Genomic DNA, 19,601 nt, shown 5'->3' on the forward strand with positions numbered 1-19,601 from the left:
TGACTACAGGCCGCCAATATGCAGGGTTTTCACTTCCAGAAATTCGTCCAGCCCCAGCACCGATCCTTCACGTCCCAGCCCTGACTCCTTCACGCCGCCAAACGGCCCCAGTTCAGTGGACACCGCGCACTCGTTAATGCCGATCATGCCGCTTTCAATCGCCTGAGAGACGCGGAACACCCGCTGCAGGTTTTGCGAATAAAAGTAGGCGGCGAGGCCAAACGGCGTGTTGTTCGCCCGCTGGATCACCTCCTCTTCGCTGGTAAAGCGGAAGCAGGCGGCAACCGGGCCGAAGGTTTCTTCGCTCGCCAGTTTCATCCCGTCGCTGCACTCGCCCAGCACCGTCGGCTGCCAGAAGTTGCCGCCTGACGCATGCGCCTGGCCGCCAGCCAGCACTTTCGCCCCTTTCGCTACCGCATCCTCAACGTGTTCACGCACTTTATCGACCGCAGACGGCTCGATAAGCGGACCGACCACCACGCCATCCTCCAGACCGTTGCCCACCTTCAGCGCCTGCACGGCGTCGGCCAGCTTGCGGGTGAATTCGTCGTATACCGTTTCCTGAATATAAAAGCGATTGACGCTGACGCACACCTGCCCGGCGTTACGGAATTTATTGGCGATCGCCCCCTGTACGGCGGCATCGATATCGGCATCGTCAAAGACGATGTATGGCGCATTGCCGCCAAGCTCCATTGACACCTTCTTCATGGTTTCCGCCGCGTTACGCACCAGCGTTTTCCCTACCGCCGTCGAACCGGTAAAGGAAATTTTACGCACTTCATGGCTGGCCATAATCGCGTCGCTGATCTCCTGCGTATTTCCCGCCACGGCGTTTAAGACGCCATCCGGCACGCCCGCTTTCTTCGCCAGGGTAAGCAGCGCAAAAGCGCTGAGAGGCGTGTTATTGGCGGGTTTAATAACGCCGGTACAGCCAGCCGCCAGCGCCGGGCCGAGTTTTCGCGTCAGCATCGCCATCGGGAAATTCCACGGCGTGATGGCCGCTACTACGCCAACCGGTTCGCGCGTGGCCAGAATACGTGACCCCGGCTTGATCGGCGGGATGATTTCGCCATTGGCGCGTTTCGCCTGTTCCGCAAACCACTGGATAAAGCTGGCGGCGTACTCAACTTCACCCTCCGCCTCTTTTAACGGCTTGCCCTGCTCTGTGGTCATCAGACGCGCCAGCCAGGCTTTATTTTCAATAATCAGTTCATACCAGCGATACAGAATCGCCGAGCGCTCTTTCGCCGTTTTCGCCCGCCAGCCGGGAAAGGCCTTGCTGGCGGCGGCTATCGCCTCTTCGGTCTGCTGTTTGCCCGCTTTTGCCACCTTCGCGATCGTTTCACCGGTCGCCGGGTTAAGGACATCAAAAGTGGTATCCAGCGTTTTCCACAGCCCATCAACCAGATATCCCGTCTGAAACAGTTCGTTCTCCTGGAGCGTTTGCATGGTGTTTTCTCCTTTCGATGTCATGGTTTGCGCACGTCGATAAGTATAGCCATAAAAAAACCGACGCTTTCGGCGTCGGTTTTCTGATTAGCTGTCGGTCAAAGCCTGCTGGTATTTGTGCAGCATTACCACCAGACGCCTCACCGGCTCTGTCACCTGCGGCGGCGCTTCCCAGATCCGCAGTTTTTCCTGATAGATATCCAGTTCGTCCAGCAACTGTGCAAAATAGCGGCGGCGCTTATCGTCATTGCTGGCGGAAATCACGTGATCCGCAGTGCGCCGCAGCTGGCGATGGAACGCCGACAGGTCGTCATTTACCGGGATGGGCGCGTCGCGCAGGCGCTGGTGAGCGATAATCATCGTCAGGGCAAGACGGAACTTCGGCAGGTCGCCGGGGAATTTGTTCATCAGTAAAAACAGCTGCTGGTACAGCGCCGGCAGATGGTTCTCTTTCCGTCGCACGACGTTAGTGGTCATTGCCGATACCGCCGCCGAGACAAACTGATTCAGCAGCACCCGTCCTGTGCGATCGCGGGAGTTATCCCGCACCAGCAGGATGACCAGAAATGCCAGCACGCAGCCCACAATTTGCCCTAAGGCGCTGTCGAGGAACTGGCTGAAATGAAAGGTCATCGGGTTATCCAGCACGATGATGTTAATGGTGCTGGCCAGCGCCCCCATCGACCCCAGCTGCCGCTTCTGCACTTCAATACCCAGAAAGAAGCCAAGCACCGCAAGGCTCAGGCACAGCAGCAGCATACTTTGCTGAGTGTTGGGGAGGATCACCAGGAAGTAGAGCGCCCCCAGCGGCAGCGCGGCAAGGGTGCCGTAAATAAAGTCGATGGCAACCATCCGCGGATTCGGCAACCGCATAGCGAGCGAGGTGACGACCGCAATCATGACCATCGCCCCGTTGCCGGAGGTCCAGCCGGTCCACAGCCAGAACAATGTGCCCAGCACGCAGGAAATCGTGGTACGCCAGAAGTTCACCATCGCATGATGGCGTTCAGCAGATTCCACCTTCACCACCGGCTCGCCCTCCAGGATCTCCTCTTCGGTGGCGCTGATTTTAGTATTGCCAATTACCCCGCGCTTAAGCAGCAGGTAACGCGTCGCCGCTCCGGCCCAGGTATAAAGCGTAACGGGCGTATCGCGCTCGCCGGTCCAGGCAATCACCCGACGCAGGCGCTTGAGCTGCTTATGCACCTCCTGCGCCGTTTCAACCGGTGTTTCAAAGAATTCACGGAAGGTATCAGTGATCGCTTCCGGTCGCGTATTCTGGATCAGATACGTTTCACAAGACTGGGTAATCATGGTCAGCGAAAGGGTGTCAATCGCCTTCAGGCGACGGTTAGCGCGCGTCCAGCGCGATGACTCCATATTCAGGTTGCTGCGCATCCCTTCCAGCGCCGTGGTCCGGCGCACCAGATCGCCCCAGGCCTGATCCACCTCTTCTCTGTCGCCATGCTTAATGCATAGCTGCATCAGCTGATATTGCGCCACCAGCAGGCTATCCAGTTCGCGATCCACTTCCTGTTTGATGGATCGCGGGGAGAACAGCAGATCCGCCATGATGGCGCAGACAATCCCGATGACAATCTCGCTACAGCGCTCAACGGCGAACTGCGGCGTCAGCAGCGGTTCTGGCTGGATGGTAATGACGATAATCAGCGCCGTATAGCCCGACAGCCCCCACGCATAGGAGTTCTCGATGCGCACCAGCGACGACACCCAGGTACAAAATCCCGCCCAGATGCAGCACACCAGAATCATCAGCAGCGGCGCGCGGATCATCGTCATGATGATCACCAGCGCGGCGACGCAGCCGATAAACGTCCCGGCAATACGTAACATCCCACGATAGCGGATGGCGCCGGAATAGGGTTCGCCGCCCGCGGCAAAGGCTGGCCCTGCGGCGACGATCGCAGCTGTCAGCACCGCCCAGCGCGGCGTCTCAAGCTGGAAGTGAAAGCCAACAAACAGAGCCAGAACGATGGCGCTCGCCAGTTTTACCGCAAAGCGGAGATGCTGGTTGGCAATAGAAAAAATGCCCATTGCGATTAACCAAACTCGCGCAGGCGGTGCGCCATTTTACGAAAGAAGGAGTCGTTACTGGCATCCCGATCCCGTTCACCGGTGACCACCACGGTCGCGGTAGTTCCGGCGGGCCACAGGTTCTCCTGCTGGCTGTCGAGACGAATGCGCACCGGCACACGCTGCGCCAGACGCACCCATTCAAGGTTAGAATCAATGGTCGCCATTCCTTTGTCGTCGCGCGTGCTGCTGGCGTTGGTGACGCCCGCCGCCACGCTGTCTACCGTACCTTTCAGCACCGTATTGCTGCCGAGCGGGGTAATTTCCGCGCGATAGCCCGGACGCACGCCTTCAAGCTTGGTCTCTTCCATATAGGCCAGCACGTAGAAGGAGTTCTTTTTCACCAACGCCACGGCGGTGGAGCCGCGGGTGATAAACTCGCCGGTATAGACGTTGAGGTTGGTCACCCAGCCGTCGGCCGGAGCGCGAATCACGGTACGCTCAAGATCCAGTTTTGCCAGATCGCGGGTCGCCTGCGCTTTAGCAAGCTGATGCAGGACGGTTTGCAGCACGTTATTCGCCTGGTCTATCTCTTCACGCGACATCGCCTGCACGCCAAGACGGTTACGGCGACTGGCCTCCTGACGTTTTTCCTGCGCCAATACCTGGTAGTAGGCAACGTCGGCTTCCGCCTCTTCCAGCGCTTTTTTATAGCGCGGCTGGTCGATGGTAAACAGCACCTGATCTTTCTTCACCAGCTGATTATCATGCACCTCGACGTGGGTAATCAGCCCGGAAACATCCGGCGCGATGGCAACCACGTCGGCGCTGAAGCGCGCGTCGCGCGTCCACGGCGATTCGGTGTAATAGACCCAGGCGCGAAAAATAGCGATAAATGCCAGGATGACCAGAACGAGGGTAATGGCCGTACGGGAGAGTTTTCTTGTTAACGTTTTCACTTCAACCTCAAACGAACAGGCGCGATATTAAGTAAAAGAGACAGCAATACAGCGCGGTATTAAACAACGCCGGATGCCAGACAAAATCATAGATGCCCGTGGGCACCAGCACCCGACGTACCAGCCAGAAAATCGCCAGTGACAGAAGCAATTCAAAAAATATCGGTGGGAAGGACAAACCAAACACCACGATAACGGGAAAGAGACTCATGTTGACCTTGAATTTTTGAGAGTGCAGGCGATACATATTTTAGTCTGTGTCACCGAAGAGGGGCATGGAAAGCCAGGCGAGTGCGACACAGCCGTTATTTGAATAATAATATATTAGCTTAACTGTTATGCTGTTATCTATGATATGTGATCTAAATCACTTTTAAGCCAGAGTGAATAATGGAACGATTAAAGCGAATGACGGTGTTTGCCAAAGTGGTGGAGTTTGGTTCTTTCACCGCCGCCGCCAGGCAGTTACAAATGAGCGTTTCCTCCATCAGCCAGACCGTGGCGAAGCTGGAAGATGAGCTTCAGGTAAAGCTGCTGAACCGCAGTACGCGCAGCATTGGCCTGACCGAAGCCGGAAAAATTTATTATCAGGGCTGTCGGCGGATGCTGCACGAAGTGCAGGATGTGCATGAGCAACTTTATGCGTTTAACAACACGCCTATCGGCACGCTGCGTATCGGTTGTTCTTCAACGATGGCGCAAAATGTCCTCGCCGGACTGACGGCAACAATGCTCAAAGAGTATCCCGGCCTGACGGTCAACCTGGTGACCGGGATCCCGGCGCCGGATCTGATCGCCGACGGGCTGGACGTGGTGATCCGCGTGGGCGCGTTGCAGGATTCCAGCCTGTTTTCCCGCCGTCTGGGTGCCATGCCGATGGTGGTCTGCGCCGCCAAAAGCTATCTCGCGCAGTACGGTATACCGGAAAAGCCAGCCGACCTTGCCAACCACTCCTGGCTGGAGTACAGCGTGCGTCCGGACAACGAATTTGAACTGATCGCCCCGGAAGGCATTTCCACGCGCCTCATTCCACAGGGCCGTTTTGTCACCAACGATCCGATGACCATCAGCCGCTGGCTGACCGCTGGCGCGGGCGTCGCCTACGTACCGCTGATGTGGGTGATCAATGAGATCAATCGCGGCGAGCTGGAGATCTTATTGCCCCGCTATCAGTCCGATCCGCGACCGGTTTATGCGCTATACACCGAGAAAGACAAGCTGCCGCTCAAGGTGCAGGTAGTGATTAACTATCTGACGGATTATTTCGTCGACGTGGCGCAGTTATTTAAGGGGATGTACGGTCGGGGGAAAGAGAAGTGACGGATTGTCAGCCGGCGCGCCTTGCCCGATGGCGCTGTCGCTTATCGGGCCTGGAGTAAATGCGCCATTGCTGGCCGGGTAAAGCGGAACGCGTTGCCAGCCGGCGCGCCATGCCCGATGGCGCTGACGCTTATCGGGCCTACAACTTATCGGGTATGGAGTAAGAGCGTAACGCGTTGCCATCCGGCACATACGGGCTGTTAATCAGGCGGTGCCGCCAACGGTCAGGTTATCGACCTTCAACGTCGGCTGACCAACGCCAACCGGCAGGCTCTGGCCCTCTTTGCCGCAGACGCCGACGCCGTTATCCAGCTTCAGATCGTTGCCCACCATCGAAATCTGCTGCATCGCCTCAATGCCGGAGCCGATCAGCGTCGCGCCTTTCACCGGCTTCGTCACCTTTCCGTTTTTGATCAGGTACGCTTCCGAGGTGGAGAAGACAAACTTACCGGAGGTGATATCCACCTGGCCGCCGCCAAAGTTCGGTGCGTAGATGCCATATTCAACGGATTCAATAATCTCCTGCGGCGTGGAGTTGCCCGCCAGCATGTAGGTGTTGGTCATACGCGGCATCGGCAGATGCGCGTAGGATTCACGACGCCCGTTACCGGTTGGCGCAACGCCCATCAGACGCGCATTCAGCTTGTCCTGCATGTAACCTTTCAGTATACCGTTTTCAATCAGCACGTTGTACTGGCCTGGCGTTCCTTCGTCGTCAATAGCCACTGAACCGCGGCGATCGACCATCGTGCCGTCATCCACCACGGTACACAGTTCAGAAGCGACCAGCTCGCCAATTTGTCCGCTGAATACCGAGGTGCCGCGACGGTTAAAGTCGCCCTCCAGACCGTGTCCTACCGCTTCATGCAGCAGAACGCCCGGCCAGCCGGCGCCAAGCACGACCGGCAGCGTGCCCGCAGGCGCGGCAACGGCAGACAGGTTGACCAGCGCCATGCGCACCGCTTCTTTCGCCCATGCGTCAGCGCGAACTTCGCCATTGAGATCGGCGAGGAACCACTCATAGCCGAAACGACCGCCGCCGCCGCTGGCGCCGCGCTCGCGTTTACCGTCTTCTTCCACCAGCACGCTGACCGAAAGGCGCACCAGCGGACGGACATCCGCCGCCAGCGTTCCGTCCGTGGCCGCCACAAGGATCAGCTCATAGACACCGGTCAGGCTGGCAGTCACTTCCTGCACCCGCTTGTCGGCGTCACGCGCCGCTTTATCCACGCGACGCAGAATATCAAGCTTCTCCTCACGGGACATGCTCTGCAGCGGATCCACGGCGGTATACAGGGCGGAATGCTCAACCGCGCCCAGCGTTTTCACTTTCCCGTCGCCGCTGTCTCTCACAATGGTACGCGCTGCCTGCGCGCTTTGCGTAAGCGCCTGCAGGCTGATCTGATCGGCATAGGCAAAGCCGGTTTTTTCGCCGCTGATGGCGCGAACGCCCACGCCCTGATCGATATTATAAGAACCATCCTTAATGATGCGGTCTTCTAAAACCCAGGATTCGTGATAGCTCGACTGAAAATAGAGGTCGCCGTAATCGAGACGGCGTTCGGCCAGTTGGCCGAGAATGGTAAACAGGTCCTGATGTTTCAGGCCGTTCGCTGCAAGCAATTGTTCACTTACCAGGTTCAGACTCATCGTTTTTGCTACTCGTTGGTTGCTGCCCGGACGGGCGACTTTCTAAAACGTTATGCCGGATGGCGCTACGCTGATCCGGCGGTCATAGCGCAAGCCGTACTCTGTACTGAGAGTGGGGCAATTCCGCGCCGCCGTCAAATCATTGCGCGTTTTCATTGCGCGGCTGGCGCAGGACCTCGTTGATTTGCGGCTTATCGATCGGACCGGTGATCCGATAGCGAAGAATCGAAACCTTGCTCCACAGCGGCCCGAGCACTTTACTGGCGGCAAACACCGCCGCGCCGACGATGGGGTTAACCGCAAACGCGGCCGCCACGCCCACCGTCGCGGAAATCTCCGGCGCCACCACCGCTTCGATGTCCAGTTCGCGGCGCAGCAAATTAACCGATCCCTTCATGGCGATATCCGCCTCCAGACCGTCCACCAGCGTATCATCGGTATGCAGCACGCCGTCTTTAATCCACGCGGTGCTGCGGATGGAATCAAAATAGAAGCCTTCGTTAAACGTATCGCTGAAATCAAAACGCAGCTTGCGCAGCAGCGCGTCGAAGCTCAGCAGTCGCAGCAGTTGACCAGCGTGACCGGTGCTTAAATCCGCAATTTCGCCTTTGCCCAGGCGAGTACGGATGATGCCGTTCAGCGACGCCTCTTCCGGCTGCCACGGCGGATTACGCCAGTGCAGATCGTAATCAACGTTAAACGACGCGTTGCGCATCGGCGTGGTGACGCCAAAGAACCCCGCCGCCGCGTCTATCTTGTTGCCGCGCAGTTTTCCTTTGATTGAAGTGCGTTCGCTGCCGGGCGCGTTCACCCACTGACCGTTCGCCGTCAGTCGGGCAAAGCCGGTATCCAGCACCCCGTTGCTCAGGTTCAGCGTATCGCCTTTGATGGCGAAATCGGCGTCAATGCGTCCATATTTTTGCCCCCACAGCCAGCATTCGCCGCAGCGTAGCTGCAGATCGGGCCAGCCGCGGAAGCTTATCCGCCCGGCATCGGCAAACGGCGACGCGGGCGCGCTGCTCTGCGTTGCTTTGGTCGTGGCGGGGTTGTAATAGAGATATTTAATGTTCGCCAGCCAGGGGGCGTTATTACGCATCGCCAGCGTCGCATTGATCTCTCGTCCCTGTGCTTCGACGGTCGTTCCGCTCAGTGCAGGGGCAGAGACAATGCTCATGTTATTCCACCGCTGTCCGCCCAGCGTCAGCACAGGCGTGCGCAGCGTAATCCGCTGTGGCAATTTGGTGCTGCTGGCGACGTTATCCACCGCGCCTTTCTGAAACAGCGCCAGCCATTCCGCACCGTCCATCGCGGGCAGATTCAACTCAACGCCCTGCTGTTCCGGCAGCGGCGGCGTGGTCCGGCTCTCCGCGGTCCAAATGGCGCGATCCAGCGTCAGTTTCTGACTCAGCAGCCAGCGGCTGTTGAAATGGTTCTCTTTTCCGGCATTGCCGGTCAGGGTAAAGCCGCGCAGATCGCCGTCGGCTTTGATGTTGACAGGAAGCGGCTCGCCGGCATTTTTATCCAGCGGCGCAGGTAAGTGACTGCTCACATTTTTCAGATCGCCGTTAAGCTCAACGTTCCATGTCGCGCCGGAGCGATACGGCAGATCAATGCCCACCTTGCCGTTCCATGCCACGCTCCCTCTGAGCGCGTCGTTCACCTGCGCGGGCAGAACGCCGGTGCGGGCAGGCTGCCAGTTCCCGTCAAGATTGACCGCGACCTGATACGCTCTGGCCCCCTGGGTCGTCGAGAAACCGATGTTCAACGGCTGATTAAACCAGTTCGCCGTCATCGGCCCGCTCTTCAGGTCGCCATTGATAAAGCTGAATTTGCCGCTGAGGTTTTCCAACGTGCTGTCGAGCGGTTTGATTAACAGACTGTTGTTGCGAAGCGTGACGTCGCCTTTCGCGGTGACCTGTTCGCCGTCGAGCGGAATATCGAGATGTAAGCGAGCATTCACATCGCCGTCGATCTGCAACTGCTCCAGCGCCGCGCCAAGCGACTCCTTCAGCGGCGTGTCGTCAAAATAGGGGCCAACCGCACTCCCCGGACCGTTAATGTCAGCGTCGATCAGCAATTTTTCTTTTGAATAGTCGGGGATCGCCGCCGTCAGATTGCTGGCTTTTACTCCGCCCAGATCGACGCCATTGGTCTTCATCCATAAACCGTCGTTGAGGAAATCCAGTTCAATGTCCAGGTTAGTGAGCGCAGGCCAGCCGGGCTGGAAGGCGAATGTCGCATTGCGCAGCGGCACCAGCACTTCAAACTGACCTTCATTATGTTTGTACGGGAACAGGTGCGGGTTGCCACCGTAAACCAGCGTCGCGTTATCCGCTTCGCCGCCCTGAATCGCGCCGCTGAGGTAGTCCACCAGCGCTTTCCCCATCAGGTTTTCCGGGAAGTAGCGCCAGGCCTGGGAGCCATCGTCAGTGCTGATCCCGGCGAGGATGCCCAGCCAGGGTTCATCCCCGGCGGGTTGCAGGTAGCGGAAACCGCCGCGGGCATGAACCGCTTTCGCCTTCACGTCGATATCGCGTCCGTCCAGCTGAAAACCGTGGTCATTCTTCAGCCAGCTTAACGTCGCGACGCCGTCTTCAATTTCCAATGGCGCGCGAAAGACCGTCTCGTAAGGCATTTTCGCCTGCTTCATGGCGGCGGTCAGCCTGCCGTCCTCGACGCTGCCGGAGAGCGTTCCGGAAAAATGCTCTACCCCCGGCAACAGCTTCCACTGTTTCCAGGCCAGATCGCGCCAGGAAGCCTGAAAACGGGTCTTTTCGGTGGCATCAAGCGGTATATCCAGCGCCAGCGCTTCAAGCGTTCCTTCCGGTTGCGTCGCCTGCCAGACATCAACCAGCGCGGGAGAAAGCTTCGCCGCCAGCGGTCGCAGCCCCTCAAGGCCCGCTAAGTCGAGATGGCTGGCGCGAATGCGCAGCTCATCGCTACGTTTATTGTCCGTCCCGCCCACTTCCTGTTCCGGGATCCAGGCAAGCTGTAGCGCGCCGCTCGGCCAGCGCTTCCCATCCACGGTAATGCGGGTGTCCGGAATAGAGAACTGCCATCCGGGCTGTTCACGGCTGACATGCGCCGTCAGATTATCGACGGAGAGAGTGTGCGTATGATTTTCGCCTTTCCAGCTTGCGCCGCCCTTTTTCAGCCAGACATCGCCGCCGGCAATGTCGCCTTTGCTGATGGTCATCCAGCCTTCAAGGCTAAAGCGCGCACTCTCCAGCGCCACGTTATCCTGCATCCACCGGCCCAGCCATGGCTTGACGTCAATGTCGTCCGCCTGCAGCCAGAGGCGGCCATTATTCAGCAAACCGTCATCGTCACGCAGATCCATCCGCACCTGCATCACGCCGTGCTGCCCGGTCAGGCTGGAGAGGCTGACCTGCCCCTCCGCGCGATGGCGGTTTCTGCCGTTAAGCCAGGTAAGCTGGGGGATCGCCAGTTCCGCACGCTGGCCGGAGAGGGTCAGAAAACTGATCTGGCTGTCGCGCAGATCGAAGTGATCGAACTGACGCAGGAAAAGATCGCTGATACGGCTGGTTTCCAGACCCTCGCCGCCGTCACCGCGCTCAATGGGCGTGTTGGTGCGGAAGTTCAACTGCCAGAAGGTCAAATCGCGAAACTGCCAGCGCAGGTGCAACAGGCTTTGCCAGACGTCCAGCGCCAGGGTCACGCGCTTCACCGAGAATTCGCCGCCGTCTTTCAGCTGCGCGCGAATATCCCGCGCTTCCAGCGTCGGACCGAAATTTTGCCAGCTGGCGGAAAGCTGGCTGGCGTCGACGGGCAGGCCGGTGGCGGCTTCAATCTTGCTGAGAATGGCGGGACGCCAGCTATCGAGGTGCGGCAGGGCAAGGCGCAGGCCACTGACCAGCAGCGCCACGATGACGACGAGCGCGGCTCCAGTCAGCAATAATATCCCCGGCAATCGCCTCACGCGTCTCTCCTGTCTGCCTGAAAGTGGCTCGCAAACTGCAAGCAAAGGGGGGCGGATGGCGGCGTGAACGCCTTATCCGGCTTGGGTAAACGATCACATCATGACGACGTCGAACTGTTCCTGGTTATAGAGCGGTTCGATTTGCACTTTGACCTGCTTGCCGACAAAAATTTCCACTTCCGCCAGCGCGTGCGACTCTTCCCCTTTCAGGGCTTCCGCCACTGCGGGTGAAGCATAGACCAGGAAGCGGTCGGAATCGTAGGCATGGTGCACCCGTACAATCTCACGCATGATCTCATAGCAGACGGTTTCCACCGTTTTCACCGTGCCGCGGCCATGACAGGTAGGACACTCGTTACACAGCACATGCTCCACGCTTTCACGGGTGCGTTTACGCGTCATCTCCACCAGCCCCAGTTGTGAAAAACCGTTAATGCTGGTTTTGACCCGGTCTTTACTCAGCGCCTGCTCAAGAGAGTGCAGCACCCGGCGGCGATGATCCTCATTATTCATGTCGATAAAATCGATAATAATGATGCCGCCGAGATTGCGCAGCCGCAGCTGGCGCGCAATCGCCTGGGTCGCTTCAATATTGGTGTTGAAAATGGTGTCATCAAGATTGCGATGGCCGACGAAGGCGCCGGTATTGATATCGACGGTGGTCATCGCTTCGGTTTGATCGATAATCAGATAGCCGCCGGATTTCAGCTCAACCTTGCGCTCCAGCGCCCGCTGGATCTCATTTTCCACGTCAAAGAGATCGAAAATCGGCTGACGCCCGCTGTAATGTTCCAGCTTGCTGGTCATTTCCGGGATATATTCCGCGGTAAACTCCAGCAGCGCTTCATAGGTCAGGCGGGAGTCCACGCGAATGCGGTCCAGCTGCGCGTCGGCAAAGTCACGCAGCACGCGCTGCGCCAGCGCCAGCTCGCCGTACATCTGATAGCGCGTCTGCGGGCGCTTTTTGCGCTCCATAACTTTTGTCCACACGCGCTTGAGGTAGGCGGCATCGGACGCCAGATCCTCTTCACACACGCCTTCCGCCGCGGTACGGATGATAAACCCGCCCTGCTCGTCGCAGTAATCCGCCACCACCCTTTTCAGCCGCTCGCGCTCGGCTTCGCTTTCGATACGCTGAGACACGCCAACGTGCGATGCGCCGGGCATAAAAACCAGATAGCGGGAAGGCAAGGTAATATCGGTTGTCAGGCGCGCGCCTTTGGTGCCGAGCGGATCTTTCACCACCTGCACCATCAGATCCTGCCCCTGACGCACCAGCTCCGAAATATCCCGTACGGTGAACTGCTTTTGCTCGTCCCCCGCCACGCATTCGGTGTGCGGCATGATGTCGGAAGCGTGAAGAAATGCGGCTTTATCCAGCCCAATATCTACAAAAGCCGCCTGCATACCCGGCAGTACCCGGCTCACCCGACCTTTGTAGATATTGCCTACGATCCCGCGTCGCGCCTCACGCTCAATGTGAATTTCCTGAAGTATCCCGCCATCAATGTACGCCACGCGGGTCTCCGATGGCGTTACGTTTACCAATAATTCAGCCGTCATGTTTATCCCTTTTCTCACGCAGTGAGTTAAAATTGCTCAACAACTCATACGTTTCAACCAGCGGTAAGCCGACCACGGCGTGATAGCTGCCATTTATCTTCCTGACAAAACAGCCACCCAGCCCCTGAATACCGTATGCACCTGCTTTATCCATGGGTTCGCCGCTGGCGATATAGCCAGCGATATCCGCCTCCGTCAACGTTCTGAAGGTGACGTCGGTGACGACCAGACAATCGAGTACATTCTGACTGTCAGCCAGCGCCACGGCGGTCATCACCTGATGCGTCTGCCCGGACAATTTGCGCAGCATGGTTGCGGCGTGCCCGGCATCAAGCGGCTTCTCTAACACTTCCCCGTTGAGGATCACGATGGTATCCGCGCCCAGCACCGGTAAATCGCGCGGGGTCTGCGCCACGCCTGCTTGCGCCTTTTCCCGCGCCAGACGAGACACATACTGCTGCGCACTTTCCCCTTCGCCGCGGGTTTCTTCGATCCCCGTGACGATACGTTCGAAAGCAACGCCTAACTGGCCAAGCAGTTCCTGGCGGCGAGGTGAGCCGGAAGCTAAGTACAAAGACGTCATAGATACCTTTATTGCACCGCAAACTGCTGGCGGACTTTACGCATCAGCAGGAAAAGCCAGGGCCAGAGCACGCCGTTAATGACACTACTCCAGAACACTTCAGGTCTGAAAGCGACGTTGATCACTAAAAACTCGGACCAGAAAACAATAATATCCACCGCCAGCGAAAGCAATATAACGACCAGCGCCTGTTGCCAGAGGGCCAGATTGCGGAACAGCTGGTATTTCAGCGCGACCAGATAAGCGATGATGCTCATCGACAGCGCCCGCACGCCGAGCGTGGAGCCGCTAATCAGATCCAGTATGGCACCCATCATAAAACCCGTGCCCACATTTACGCGATGCGGCAGGGCGAGGATCCAGTACAGTAAGATAAGCAGCACCCAGTTTGGCCGAAAGACGATGATCTCCTCCGGCCAGGGCATGATTTGCAGCAACAGCGCGATGAAAAATGAGAGCCAGATAACCCAACGCCCCTGGCTACGATAGCTTGCCACTACTGCCCTCCCGGCGCGCGTGGTTGAGACGGCGTCGCCCCCGCCGCTGACGGCTGCGGCGCAGCAGGCGACGTGGTGATACCGGTGGCCGGCGCAGGCACCGGGGCCGGCGGCCCCATCATGTCCGGCGACGGCAGCACCTGCGGCATCATCTGCAACAGACGCTCATTCGCCACGCGATGGACATCTTCCGGCGTCATCGGATTGGCGCCGTTACGATCGGCGCCCCACAGCAGCAGCAGATAGCGAAGACGCTGCAAACCGGCGGTAGGACGCGCCTGAATCACCGTATACGCACGCTGAGTGTCGAGCTTAACGGAAGAGACGACCGCTACCGGATACCCTTCCGGAAAACGTCCGCCCAGCCCCGAAGTCACCAGCACATCGCCGACGCGGATATCGGTATTCGCAGGCAGGTGTTCCAGCTGGAGATCGTCAGTGCAGCCGTTACCGGCGGCAATCACGCGGATATCGTTACGCAGCACCTGAATCGGCAGCGCATGCGTCGCATCGCAAATCAGCAGCACGCGGCTGGTCAGCTTCGCGACCGCCACCACCTGACCGACTACGCCCTTATCGCTGATCACCGGCTGGCCTTCGTAAACGCCGTTGACGCTGCCCTTGTCGATGACCACCTGATCGCTGTAAGGATCGTTAACCGTCGAGATGACCTGAGTCACCATCTTTTGTTCATCCTGACGCAGCGGCGACCCCAGCAGCTCGCGCAGACGCGCGTTCTCCTGTTTGTACTGCCCCAGCATCAGTAGTTCGCTGTTTTTCAGCAGCAGTTCCTGACGCAACGCCCGGTTTTCAAGCTCAAGCTGATCGCGCGACGCCAGCGTTTGCGAAACGCCATCAAGCAGTTCACGGGGACCATTGGAAATAAAGTAGAAAGGGCTGACAGCGGTATCCATGTAGGTACGAATCTGGCTGAACGTACCCAGTCGGCTGTCGGCGATAATCACGCCGAGCGCCACCAGCACCGCCAGAATAAGGCGAATCTGTAGCGACGGGCCACGGCTAAAAATTGGCTTCATAAGTGTGCGTATTCTCGTATCGGAACCGGCAGGGCCGCCTGACGCGCCCCCGCCTGCATCCGATTACTCTTCGCTGAACAGGTCGCCGCCGTGCATGTCGATCATCTCCAGCGCCTTACCGCCGCCACGCGCCACACAGGTCAGCGGGTCTTCGGCAACAACGACCGGAATACCGGTTTCTTCCATTAACAGACGGTCAAGGTTGCGCAGCAGCGCGCCGCCGCCGGTCAGCACCATACCGCGTTCGGAGATGTCAGACGCCAGCTCCGGCGGGCACTGTTCCAGGGCAACCATCACCGCGCTGACGATACCGGTCAGCGGTTCCTGCAACGCTTCCAGAATTTCGTTCGAGTTCAGGGTAAAGCCGCGTGGAACGCCTTCCGCCAGGTTACGACCGCGCACTTCGATTTCGCGCACTTCGTCGCCCGGATAGGCTGAACCAATTTCATGCTTAATGCGCTCCGCGGTCGCTTCACCGATAAGCGATCCGTAGTTGCGGCGCACGTAGTTGATGATCGCTTCGTCGAAGCGGTCGCCGCCGATGCGGACAGAAGAGGAGTAGACCACGCCGTTCAGGGAGATAACGGCCACTTCCGTCGTACCGCCGCCGATATCGACCACCATCGAACCAGTCGCTTCAGAAACCGGCAGACCGGCGCCGATAGCGGCAGCCATCGGTTCTTCAATCAGGAACACTTCACGGGCGCCTGCGCCCTGAGCGGATTCACGAATCGCGCGGCGCTCAACCTGCGTTGCGCCAACCGGTACACACACCAGCACGCGCGGACTTGGGCGCATAAAGCTGTTGCTGTGCACCTGCTTGATAAAGTGCTGGAGCATTTTTTCAGTCACGAAGAAGTCGGCGATGACGCCGTCTTTCATTGGGCGAATCGCAGCAATGTTGCCCGGCGTACGGCCCAGCATCTGCTTCGCATCATGACCTACTGCAGCCACGCTTTTCGGTGAACCGGCACGATCCTGACGAATGGCCACCACGGAAGGCTCATTCAATACGATGCCTTGTCCTTTTACGTAAATGAGGGTATTCGCGGTACCCAGGTCAATGGACAAGTCATTGGAAAACATGCCACGAAATTTTTTCAACATACTAAGGGATAATCCTGAAAGCTGGGGCGGAAAACAAAATCCGCTTACTTTACCAACCACACGCAGCAGCGACAAGGCGCAAAAATCATCTGCTACGGTGAAAATTAGTGCAGTTCGTTTCCTCTGTTACAAATCTTTACCTGATTCCCTCAGGACTCTTCAGCAGCTATCCTCGCCCCATTAATTTGCAACCTGTTTAAGGTCATTCACCTGCATATGTGCTGCGATACAATGGCGAGCAGACAAGCACACCCCCATGAAGGCACAGCGCGCGTTATTCTACGTGAAAACTGAACAAACGGCAGGTCAAACCGAGTATCTTTGAGAATATTTTTTCACGTTAGTATCCAGCGGCTGCGAGGAAGCAAAGAAATCTCCCTGCCCGCCAGAGACGCCGCGCGCTGTCAGCGTCTGCCACTCGCCACGCGATCGGACCCCCGTCGCGTACACCTGGGTATGCGTGCCCGAGCACGCTTCCACCAGGCTTTGCACCAGCAGCTGGTTCTCCGTTCGCTTCTCAATGTTCCTCACCAGCCCCGGATGAAGCTTAAGCAATTCTACATTGAGTTCTTTAATCCAGCTGGTGCTCACCAGCGTTAAACCGGCCTGCGTTACCGCCACCCGAACGCCCAGCGCATTGACCAGACGAATAACAGGCTGTAGCCGGCTGATGTGTTGACCCACATCCGCCTCTGCAAGTTCAATAATTATGCGTTTACGTTGCGATTTTTCACACTGCATCAAGGTATCGCGCAGCCAGCGCTGGAAACGGGGACGAATCAGGGACTCAACCGTCACCTGAATGGCCAGATTCTCTTCCGGCCAGTAGCCTAACAGTGGGATAACGCGGCCGATCTGCTGGCGGTCATACTCTTCCGACAGGCCGAACTGCAATACCATCGGCATATATTCCGCCGAGCTGACCTCCTCATTGCCGTCAAAGATACGGCACATCAGCTCGCGGTGGTGAACGCGCCCTTCCCGGGTGACGGCAGGCTTCTGGTAAATGCGCGGCCCGCCGCGGCGAAGCATCTGTTCAATCAGGGTGCGCCAGCGCACGTTGCCGCGCCCTTTTTCCGGCAGCGTGTCATCGTACACCGCCCAGCTGTTGCCCCCCTGCAATACGGCGTTACGGGTGGCCGCTTCCGCATGTTCCATCACCTGCTCGGTCGACTGTCCGCTACGCCAGGCGCATATGCCGATATGAAACATATCATCGCGGTCGAGCATCTTATTGGACGGCAGCGCGTCCACCGCTTTTAACAGCTGTCCGGCAACGCTTTCCGCCTCTTTCAGCGTGCGATGCGGCAACAGAACGGCAAAATCGCTGCGGTGGTAACGCGCCAGCAGCGCGCCCGGGAAACGCATAATAAAGGTGGAGAGCAGATTAATAAGGCTGAAAAGTTCTTCTTCGGCGAGGTTACGTCCCCAGCTGTCGCGCAGCAGGTTAAAGTCCGGCAGGCGAATCATCATCACCACGCCGTGCGCGCCGACCTTTTCCTGATCGTCGAGCAGCGTCGCCAGTTGGTTGTCAAAAAAGAGCCGGTTGTTCAGGCCGGTTTTGGTGTCCTGGGCCGCGTAAGAACGAATCAGCGTGTCGAGTCGGCTACGCTGCTCCTGCGCATTCTGGATTTCAGAGAGCAGCATGTCCAGCGCGCTGCTGGTGCGCGCCGGCCATTCGTAGACGGTTCCCCGCACGCCCGACCCGCGTTCGCCGTTCAGTATGCGCGTCGAACGCATCTCCAGCAGTTCCTGCCCGGCAAGCTGTCGCTGGAGCCAGCGCACCGCCAGAAACAGCATAATAATAATGAAGCCGATCGCCACCGTGAGCGGCGCGGTGGTCATAGTCGAATGAAAATAGTGGCCCATCGGATCCTGGTAAACCAGGCGCATCGTCATTCCCGGCTGCTTCATCAGAGGAACCGACAGCTCGCGGTACATATCGCTTGCGCCCATCGGGCGGTAGCTGCCGTTGCGCGTCTGGGTATAGATTGACTTGCTGCCCTGGCGCAGATCGAGACGCACGATATCCGCAGACATCATCAGCTCGTTAATTTGTACCGCCAGGCGGTGGAAATCGCGCGAAACAAGATGCGTATCGATGGCGGTCGCCACCGCCTGCACGCGATGGCTCATTTTGTACTGAATAGCGTTGTAAAAACTCAGCGAGCAACCGATAAGGGTCACGAAGATGGTTAACCCGGTCAGTAGCGTTACAAAAGCTGAGAATTTCGTCGTTAATCGCATCCTTGTGTTAACTCCGACAGTTAAAATGTGACACGAAAATGCATAACCGAACGCAAAATCCGCCTGGTTTCGCAAAGAGTGAGTGCATACTACCAAATCAGCTGTTTCTGGCAATTTATTGCGTTGAATCGGCATCACGTTTCAATTAGCGAGTATAGTCTTGATGAATCATTTTCCAATCCACTACGCAATATTGAGGACAGGTTATGCAGGCTTTGATTTTGGAACAGCAGGACGGTAAAACCCTCGCATCCGTGAAGACGATCGAAGAAAGTCGGCTGCCGGAAGGCGACGTCACGGTGGATATCCACTGGTCCAGTCTGAACTACAAAGATGCGCTCGCGATTACCGGCAAAGGAAAAATCATTCGTCAGTTTCCGATGGTGCCGGGAATCGATTTCGCCGGCACCGTGCGGGCAAGCGAGGACCCTCGTTTTCATGCGGGGCAGGAAGTGTTGCTCACCGGCTGGGGCGTTGGCGAAAACCACTGGGGCGGTCTGGCGGAACAGGCGCGGGTAAAAGCGGACTGGCTGGTGGCGCTGCCGAAAGGGCTGGACAGCCGTAAAGCGATGGTGATCGGCACCGCGGGCTTCACCGCAATGCTGTGCGTCATGGCGCTGGAAGATGCCGGTATCCGCCCTGAAGATGGCGAAATCGTCGTGACCGGCGCCAGCGGCGGCGTAGGCAGCACGGCGGTCGCTCTGCTGCATAAACTGGGCTATCAGGTTGTCGCCGTCTCGGGCCGTGAAAGCACCCATGCGTATCTGCAACAGCTTGGCGCAAACCGTATTCTGGGACGCGATGAGTTCGCCGAATCCCGTCCGCTGGAAAAACAGCTGTGGGCAGGCGCCATTGATACCGTGGGCGATAAGGTGCTGGCGAAAGTGCTGGCGCAGATGAATTACGGCGGCTGCGTTGCCGCCTGTGGCTTGGCGGGCGGCTTCGCGCTGCCGACGACGGTTATGCCATTTATCCTGCGCAATGTGCGTCTGCAGGGGGTGGATTCAGTAATGACGCCCGCGGCGCGTCGCGCCCAGGCCTGGGAACGTCTGGTTCGCGATCTGCCCGAGTCTTTCTACCAGCAGGCCACCACGGAGATTCCTCTGGCCGATGCGCCGAAGCTCGCCGATGCGATCATGAATAACCAGGCGCAGGGTCGTACGCTGGTAAAAATAAAGTAAGCCGCCGCGCAGCAGAAATTTACATTTAAAT

General features: G+C 58.0%; 14 protein-coding genes. 2 read left to right on the plus strand and 12 right to left on the minus strand.

What is annotated here, in order from left to right; genetic code table 11:
* Positions 1 to 3 precede the first annotated feature (3 nt).
* The 4 genes from K7R23_RS03585 to aaeX form a co-directional block, all read right to left on the minus strand.
* Entirely contained in the window at positions 4 to 1,452 is a 1,449-nt protein-coding gene (locus K7R23_RS03585) for an NAD-dependent succinate-semialdehyde dehydrogenase (protein ID WP_024133050.1), read from the minus strand.
* Positions 1,453 to 1,539: 87 nt separating this feature from the next.
* A complete protein-coding gene (gene aaeB, locus K7R23_RS03590; RefSeq protein ID WP_012908476.1) occupies positions 1,540 to 3,507 on the minus strand; it encodes a p-hydroxybenzoic acid efflux pump subunit AaeB in 1,968 nt (655 codons plus the stop codon).
* A gap of 5 nt (positions 3,508 to 3,512) precedes the next feature.
* Positions 3,513 to 4,445, minus strand: a complete 933-nt coding sequence (gene aaeA / locus K7R23_RS03595) for a p-hydroxybenzoic acid efflux pump subunit AaeA (RefSeq protein ID WP_012908475.1) — start codon at positions 4,443 to 4,445, stop codon at positions 3,513 to 3,515.
* Positions 4,446 to 4,452: 7 nt separating this feature from the next.
* On the minus strand, positions 4,453 to 4,656 hold the full coding sequence (gene aaeX, locus K7R23_RS03600) for a p-hydroxybenzoic acid efflux pump operon protein AaeX (RefSeq protein ID WP_000051841.1): 204 nt from the start codon (positions 4,654 to 4,656) through the stop codon (positions 4,453 to 4,455).
* 179 nt (positions 4,657 to 4,835) lie between these two features.
* Here aaeX and aaeR point away from each other — a divergent pair, with 179 nt between their 5' ends.
* Positions 4,836 to 5,765: an HTH-type transcriptional activator AaeR gene (aaeR, locus tag K7R23_RS03605; RefSeq protein ID WP_012908473.1), complete on the plus strand. Its 930-nt coding sequence runs from the start codon at positions 4,836 to 4,838 to the stop codon at positions 5,763 to 5,765.
* Between the two features lie 204 nt (positions 5,766 to 5,969).
* Here aaeR and tldD read toward each other — a convergent pair whose 3' ends face one another.
* The 8 genes from tldD to csrD form a co-directional block, all read right to left on the minus strand.
* Positions 5,970 to 7,415: a metalloprotease TldD gene (tldD, locus tag K7R23_RS03610; RefSeq protein WP_012908472.1), complete on the minus strand. Its 1,446-nt coding sequence runs from the start codon at positions 7,413 to 7,415 to the stop codon at positions 5,970 to 5,972.
* A gap of 139 nt (positions 7,416 to 7,554) precedes the next feature.
* Positions 7,555 to 11,355, minus strand: a complete 3,801-nt coding sequence (yhdP, locus tag K7R23_RS03615; RefSeq protein ID WP_012908471.1) for an AsmA2 domain-containing protein YhdP — start codon at positions 11,353 to 11,355, stop codon at positions 7,555 to 7,557.
* Between the two features lie 93 nt (positions 11,356 to 11,448).
* Positions 11,449 to 12,918 (minus strand): ribonuclease G, encoded by a 1,470-nt coding sequence (gene rng / locus K7R23_RS03620; RefSeq protein WP_012908470.1) that lies wholly within the window; start codon positions 12,916 to 12,918, stop codon positions 11,449 to 11,451.
* Positions 12,908 to 13,501: a Maf family protein gene (locus K7R23_RS03625; protein ID WP_012908469.1), complete on the minus strand. Its 594-nt coding sequence runs from the start codon at positions 13,499 to 13,501 to the stop codon at positions 12,908 to 12,910. The genes rng and K7R23_RS03625 overlap by 11 nt, the downstream gene beginning before the upstream one ends.
* An 8-nt stretch (positions 13,502 to 13,509) precedes the next feature.
* Positions 13,510 to 13,998, minus strand: coding sequence for a rod shape-determining protein MreD (gene mreD, locus K7R23_RS03630; RefSeq protein WP_012908468.1), 489 nt, complete (start codon positions 13,996 to 13,998; stop codon positions 13,510 to 13,512).
* Positions 13,998 to 15,035, minus strand: coding sequence for a rod shape-determining protein MreC (mreC, locus tag K7R23_RS03635; RefSeq protein WP_012908467.1), 1,038 nt, complete (start codon positions 15,033 to 15,035; stop codon positions 13,998 to 14,000). The genes mreD and mreC overlap by 1 nt, the downstream gene beginning before the upstream one ends.
* A gap of 63 nt (positions 15,036 to 15,098) precedes the next feature.
* Positions 15,099 to 16,142: a rod shape-determining protein MreB gene (mreB, locus tag K7R23_RS03640; protein WP_000913396.1), complete on the minus strand. Its 1,044-nt coding sequence runs from the start codon at positions 16,140 to 16,142 to the stop codon at positions 15,099 to 15,101.
* 306 nt (positions 16,143 to 16,448) lie between these two features.
* Positions 16,449 to 18,389, minus strand: a complete 1,941-nt coding sequence (gene csrD / locus K7R23_RS03645; protein WP_012908466.1) for an RNase E specificity factor CsrD — start codon at positions 18,387 to 18,389, stop codon at positions 16,449 to 16,451.
* A gap of 206 nt (positions 18,390 to 18,595) precedes the next feature.
* On the opposite strand from csrD, the gene acuI reads away from it, so the two are divergent.
* Positions 18,596 to 19,570 carry an acrylyl-CoA reductase (NADPH) gene (acuI, locus tag K7R23_RS03650; RefSeq protein WP_012908465.1) on the plus strand — a complete coding sequence of 325 codons (975 nt, stop codon included), beginning with the start codon at positions 18,596 to 18,598 and terminating at the stop codon, positions 19,568 to 19,570.
* Positions 19,571 to 19,601 lie beyond the last annotated feature (31 nt).

It is taken from the genome of Citrobacter rodentium NBRC 105723 = DSM 16636, from assembly GCF_021278985.1.
Classification (GTDB): Bacteria; Pseudomonadota; Gammaproteobacteria; order Enterobacterales; family Enterobacteriaceae; genus Citrobacter_A; species Citrobacter_A rodentium.

Excerpts from the sequence above, each read along its gene's own strand:
- K7R23_RS03585 (WP_024133050.1), bottom strand. The coding sequence starts at position 1,452 with ATGCAAACGCTCCAGGAGAACGAACTGTTTCAGACGGGATATCTGGTT.
- aaeB (WP_012908476.1), bottom strand. The coding sequence starts at position 3,507 with ATGGGCATTTTTTCTATTGCCAACCAGCATCTCCGCTTTGCGGTAAAA.
- aaeX (WP_000051841.1), bottom strand. The coding sequence starts at position 4,656 with ATGAGTCTCTTTCCCGTTATCGTGGTGTTTGGTTTGTCCTTCCCACCG.
- aaeR (WP_012908473.1), top strand. The coding sequence starts at position 4,836 with ATGGAACGATTAAAGCGAATGACGGTGTTTGCCAAAGTGGTGGAGTTT.
- tldD (WP_012908472.1), bottom strand. The coding sequence starts at position 7,415 with ATGAGTCTGAACCTGGTAAGTGAACAATTGCTTGCAGCGAACGGCCTG.
- rng (WP_012908470.1), bottom strand. The coding sequence starts at position 12,918 with ATGACGGCTGAATTATTGGTAAACGTAACGCCATCGGAGACCCGCGTG.
- K7R23_RS03625 (WP_012908469.1), bottom strand. The coding sequence starts at position 13,501 with ATGACGTCTTTGTACTTAGCTTCCGGCTCACCTCGCCGCCAGGAACTG.
- mreC (WP_012908467.1), bottom strand. The coding sequence starts at position 15,035 with ATGAAGCCAATTTTTAGCCGTGGCCCGTCGCTACAGATTCGCCTTATT.
- mreB (WP_000913396.1), bottom strand. The coding sequence starts at position 16,142 with ATGTTGAAAAAATTTCGTGGCATGTTTTCCAATGACTTGTCCATTGAC.
- csrD (WP_012908466.1), bottom strand. The coding sequence starts at position 18,389 with ATGCGATTAACGACGAAATTCTCAGCTTTTGTAACGCTACTGACCGGG.
- acuI (WP_012908465.1), top strand. The coding sequence starts at position 18,596 with ATGCAGGCTTTGATTTTGGAACAGCAGGACGGTAAAACCCTCGCATCC.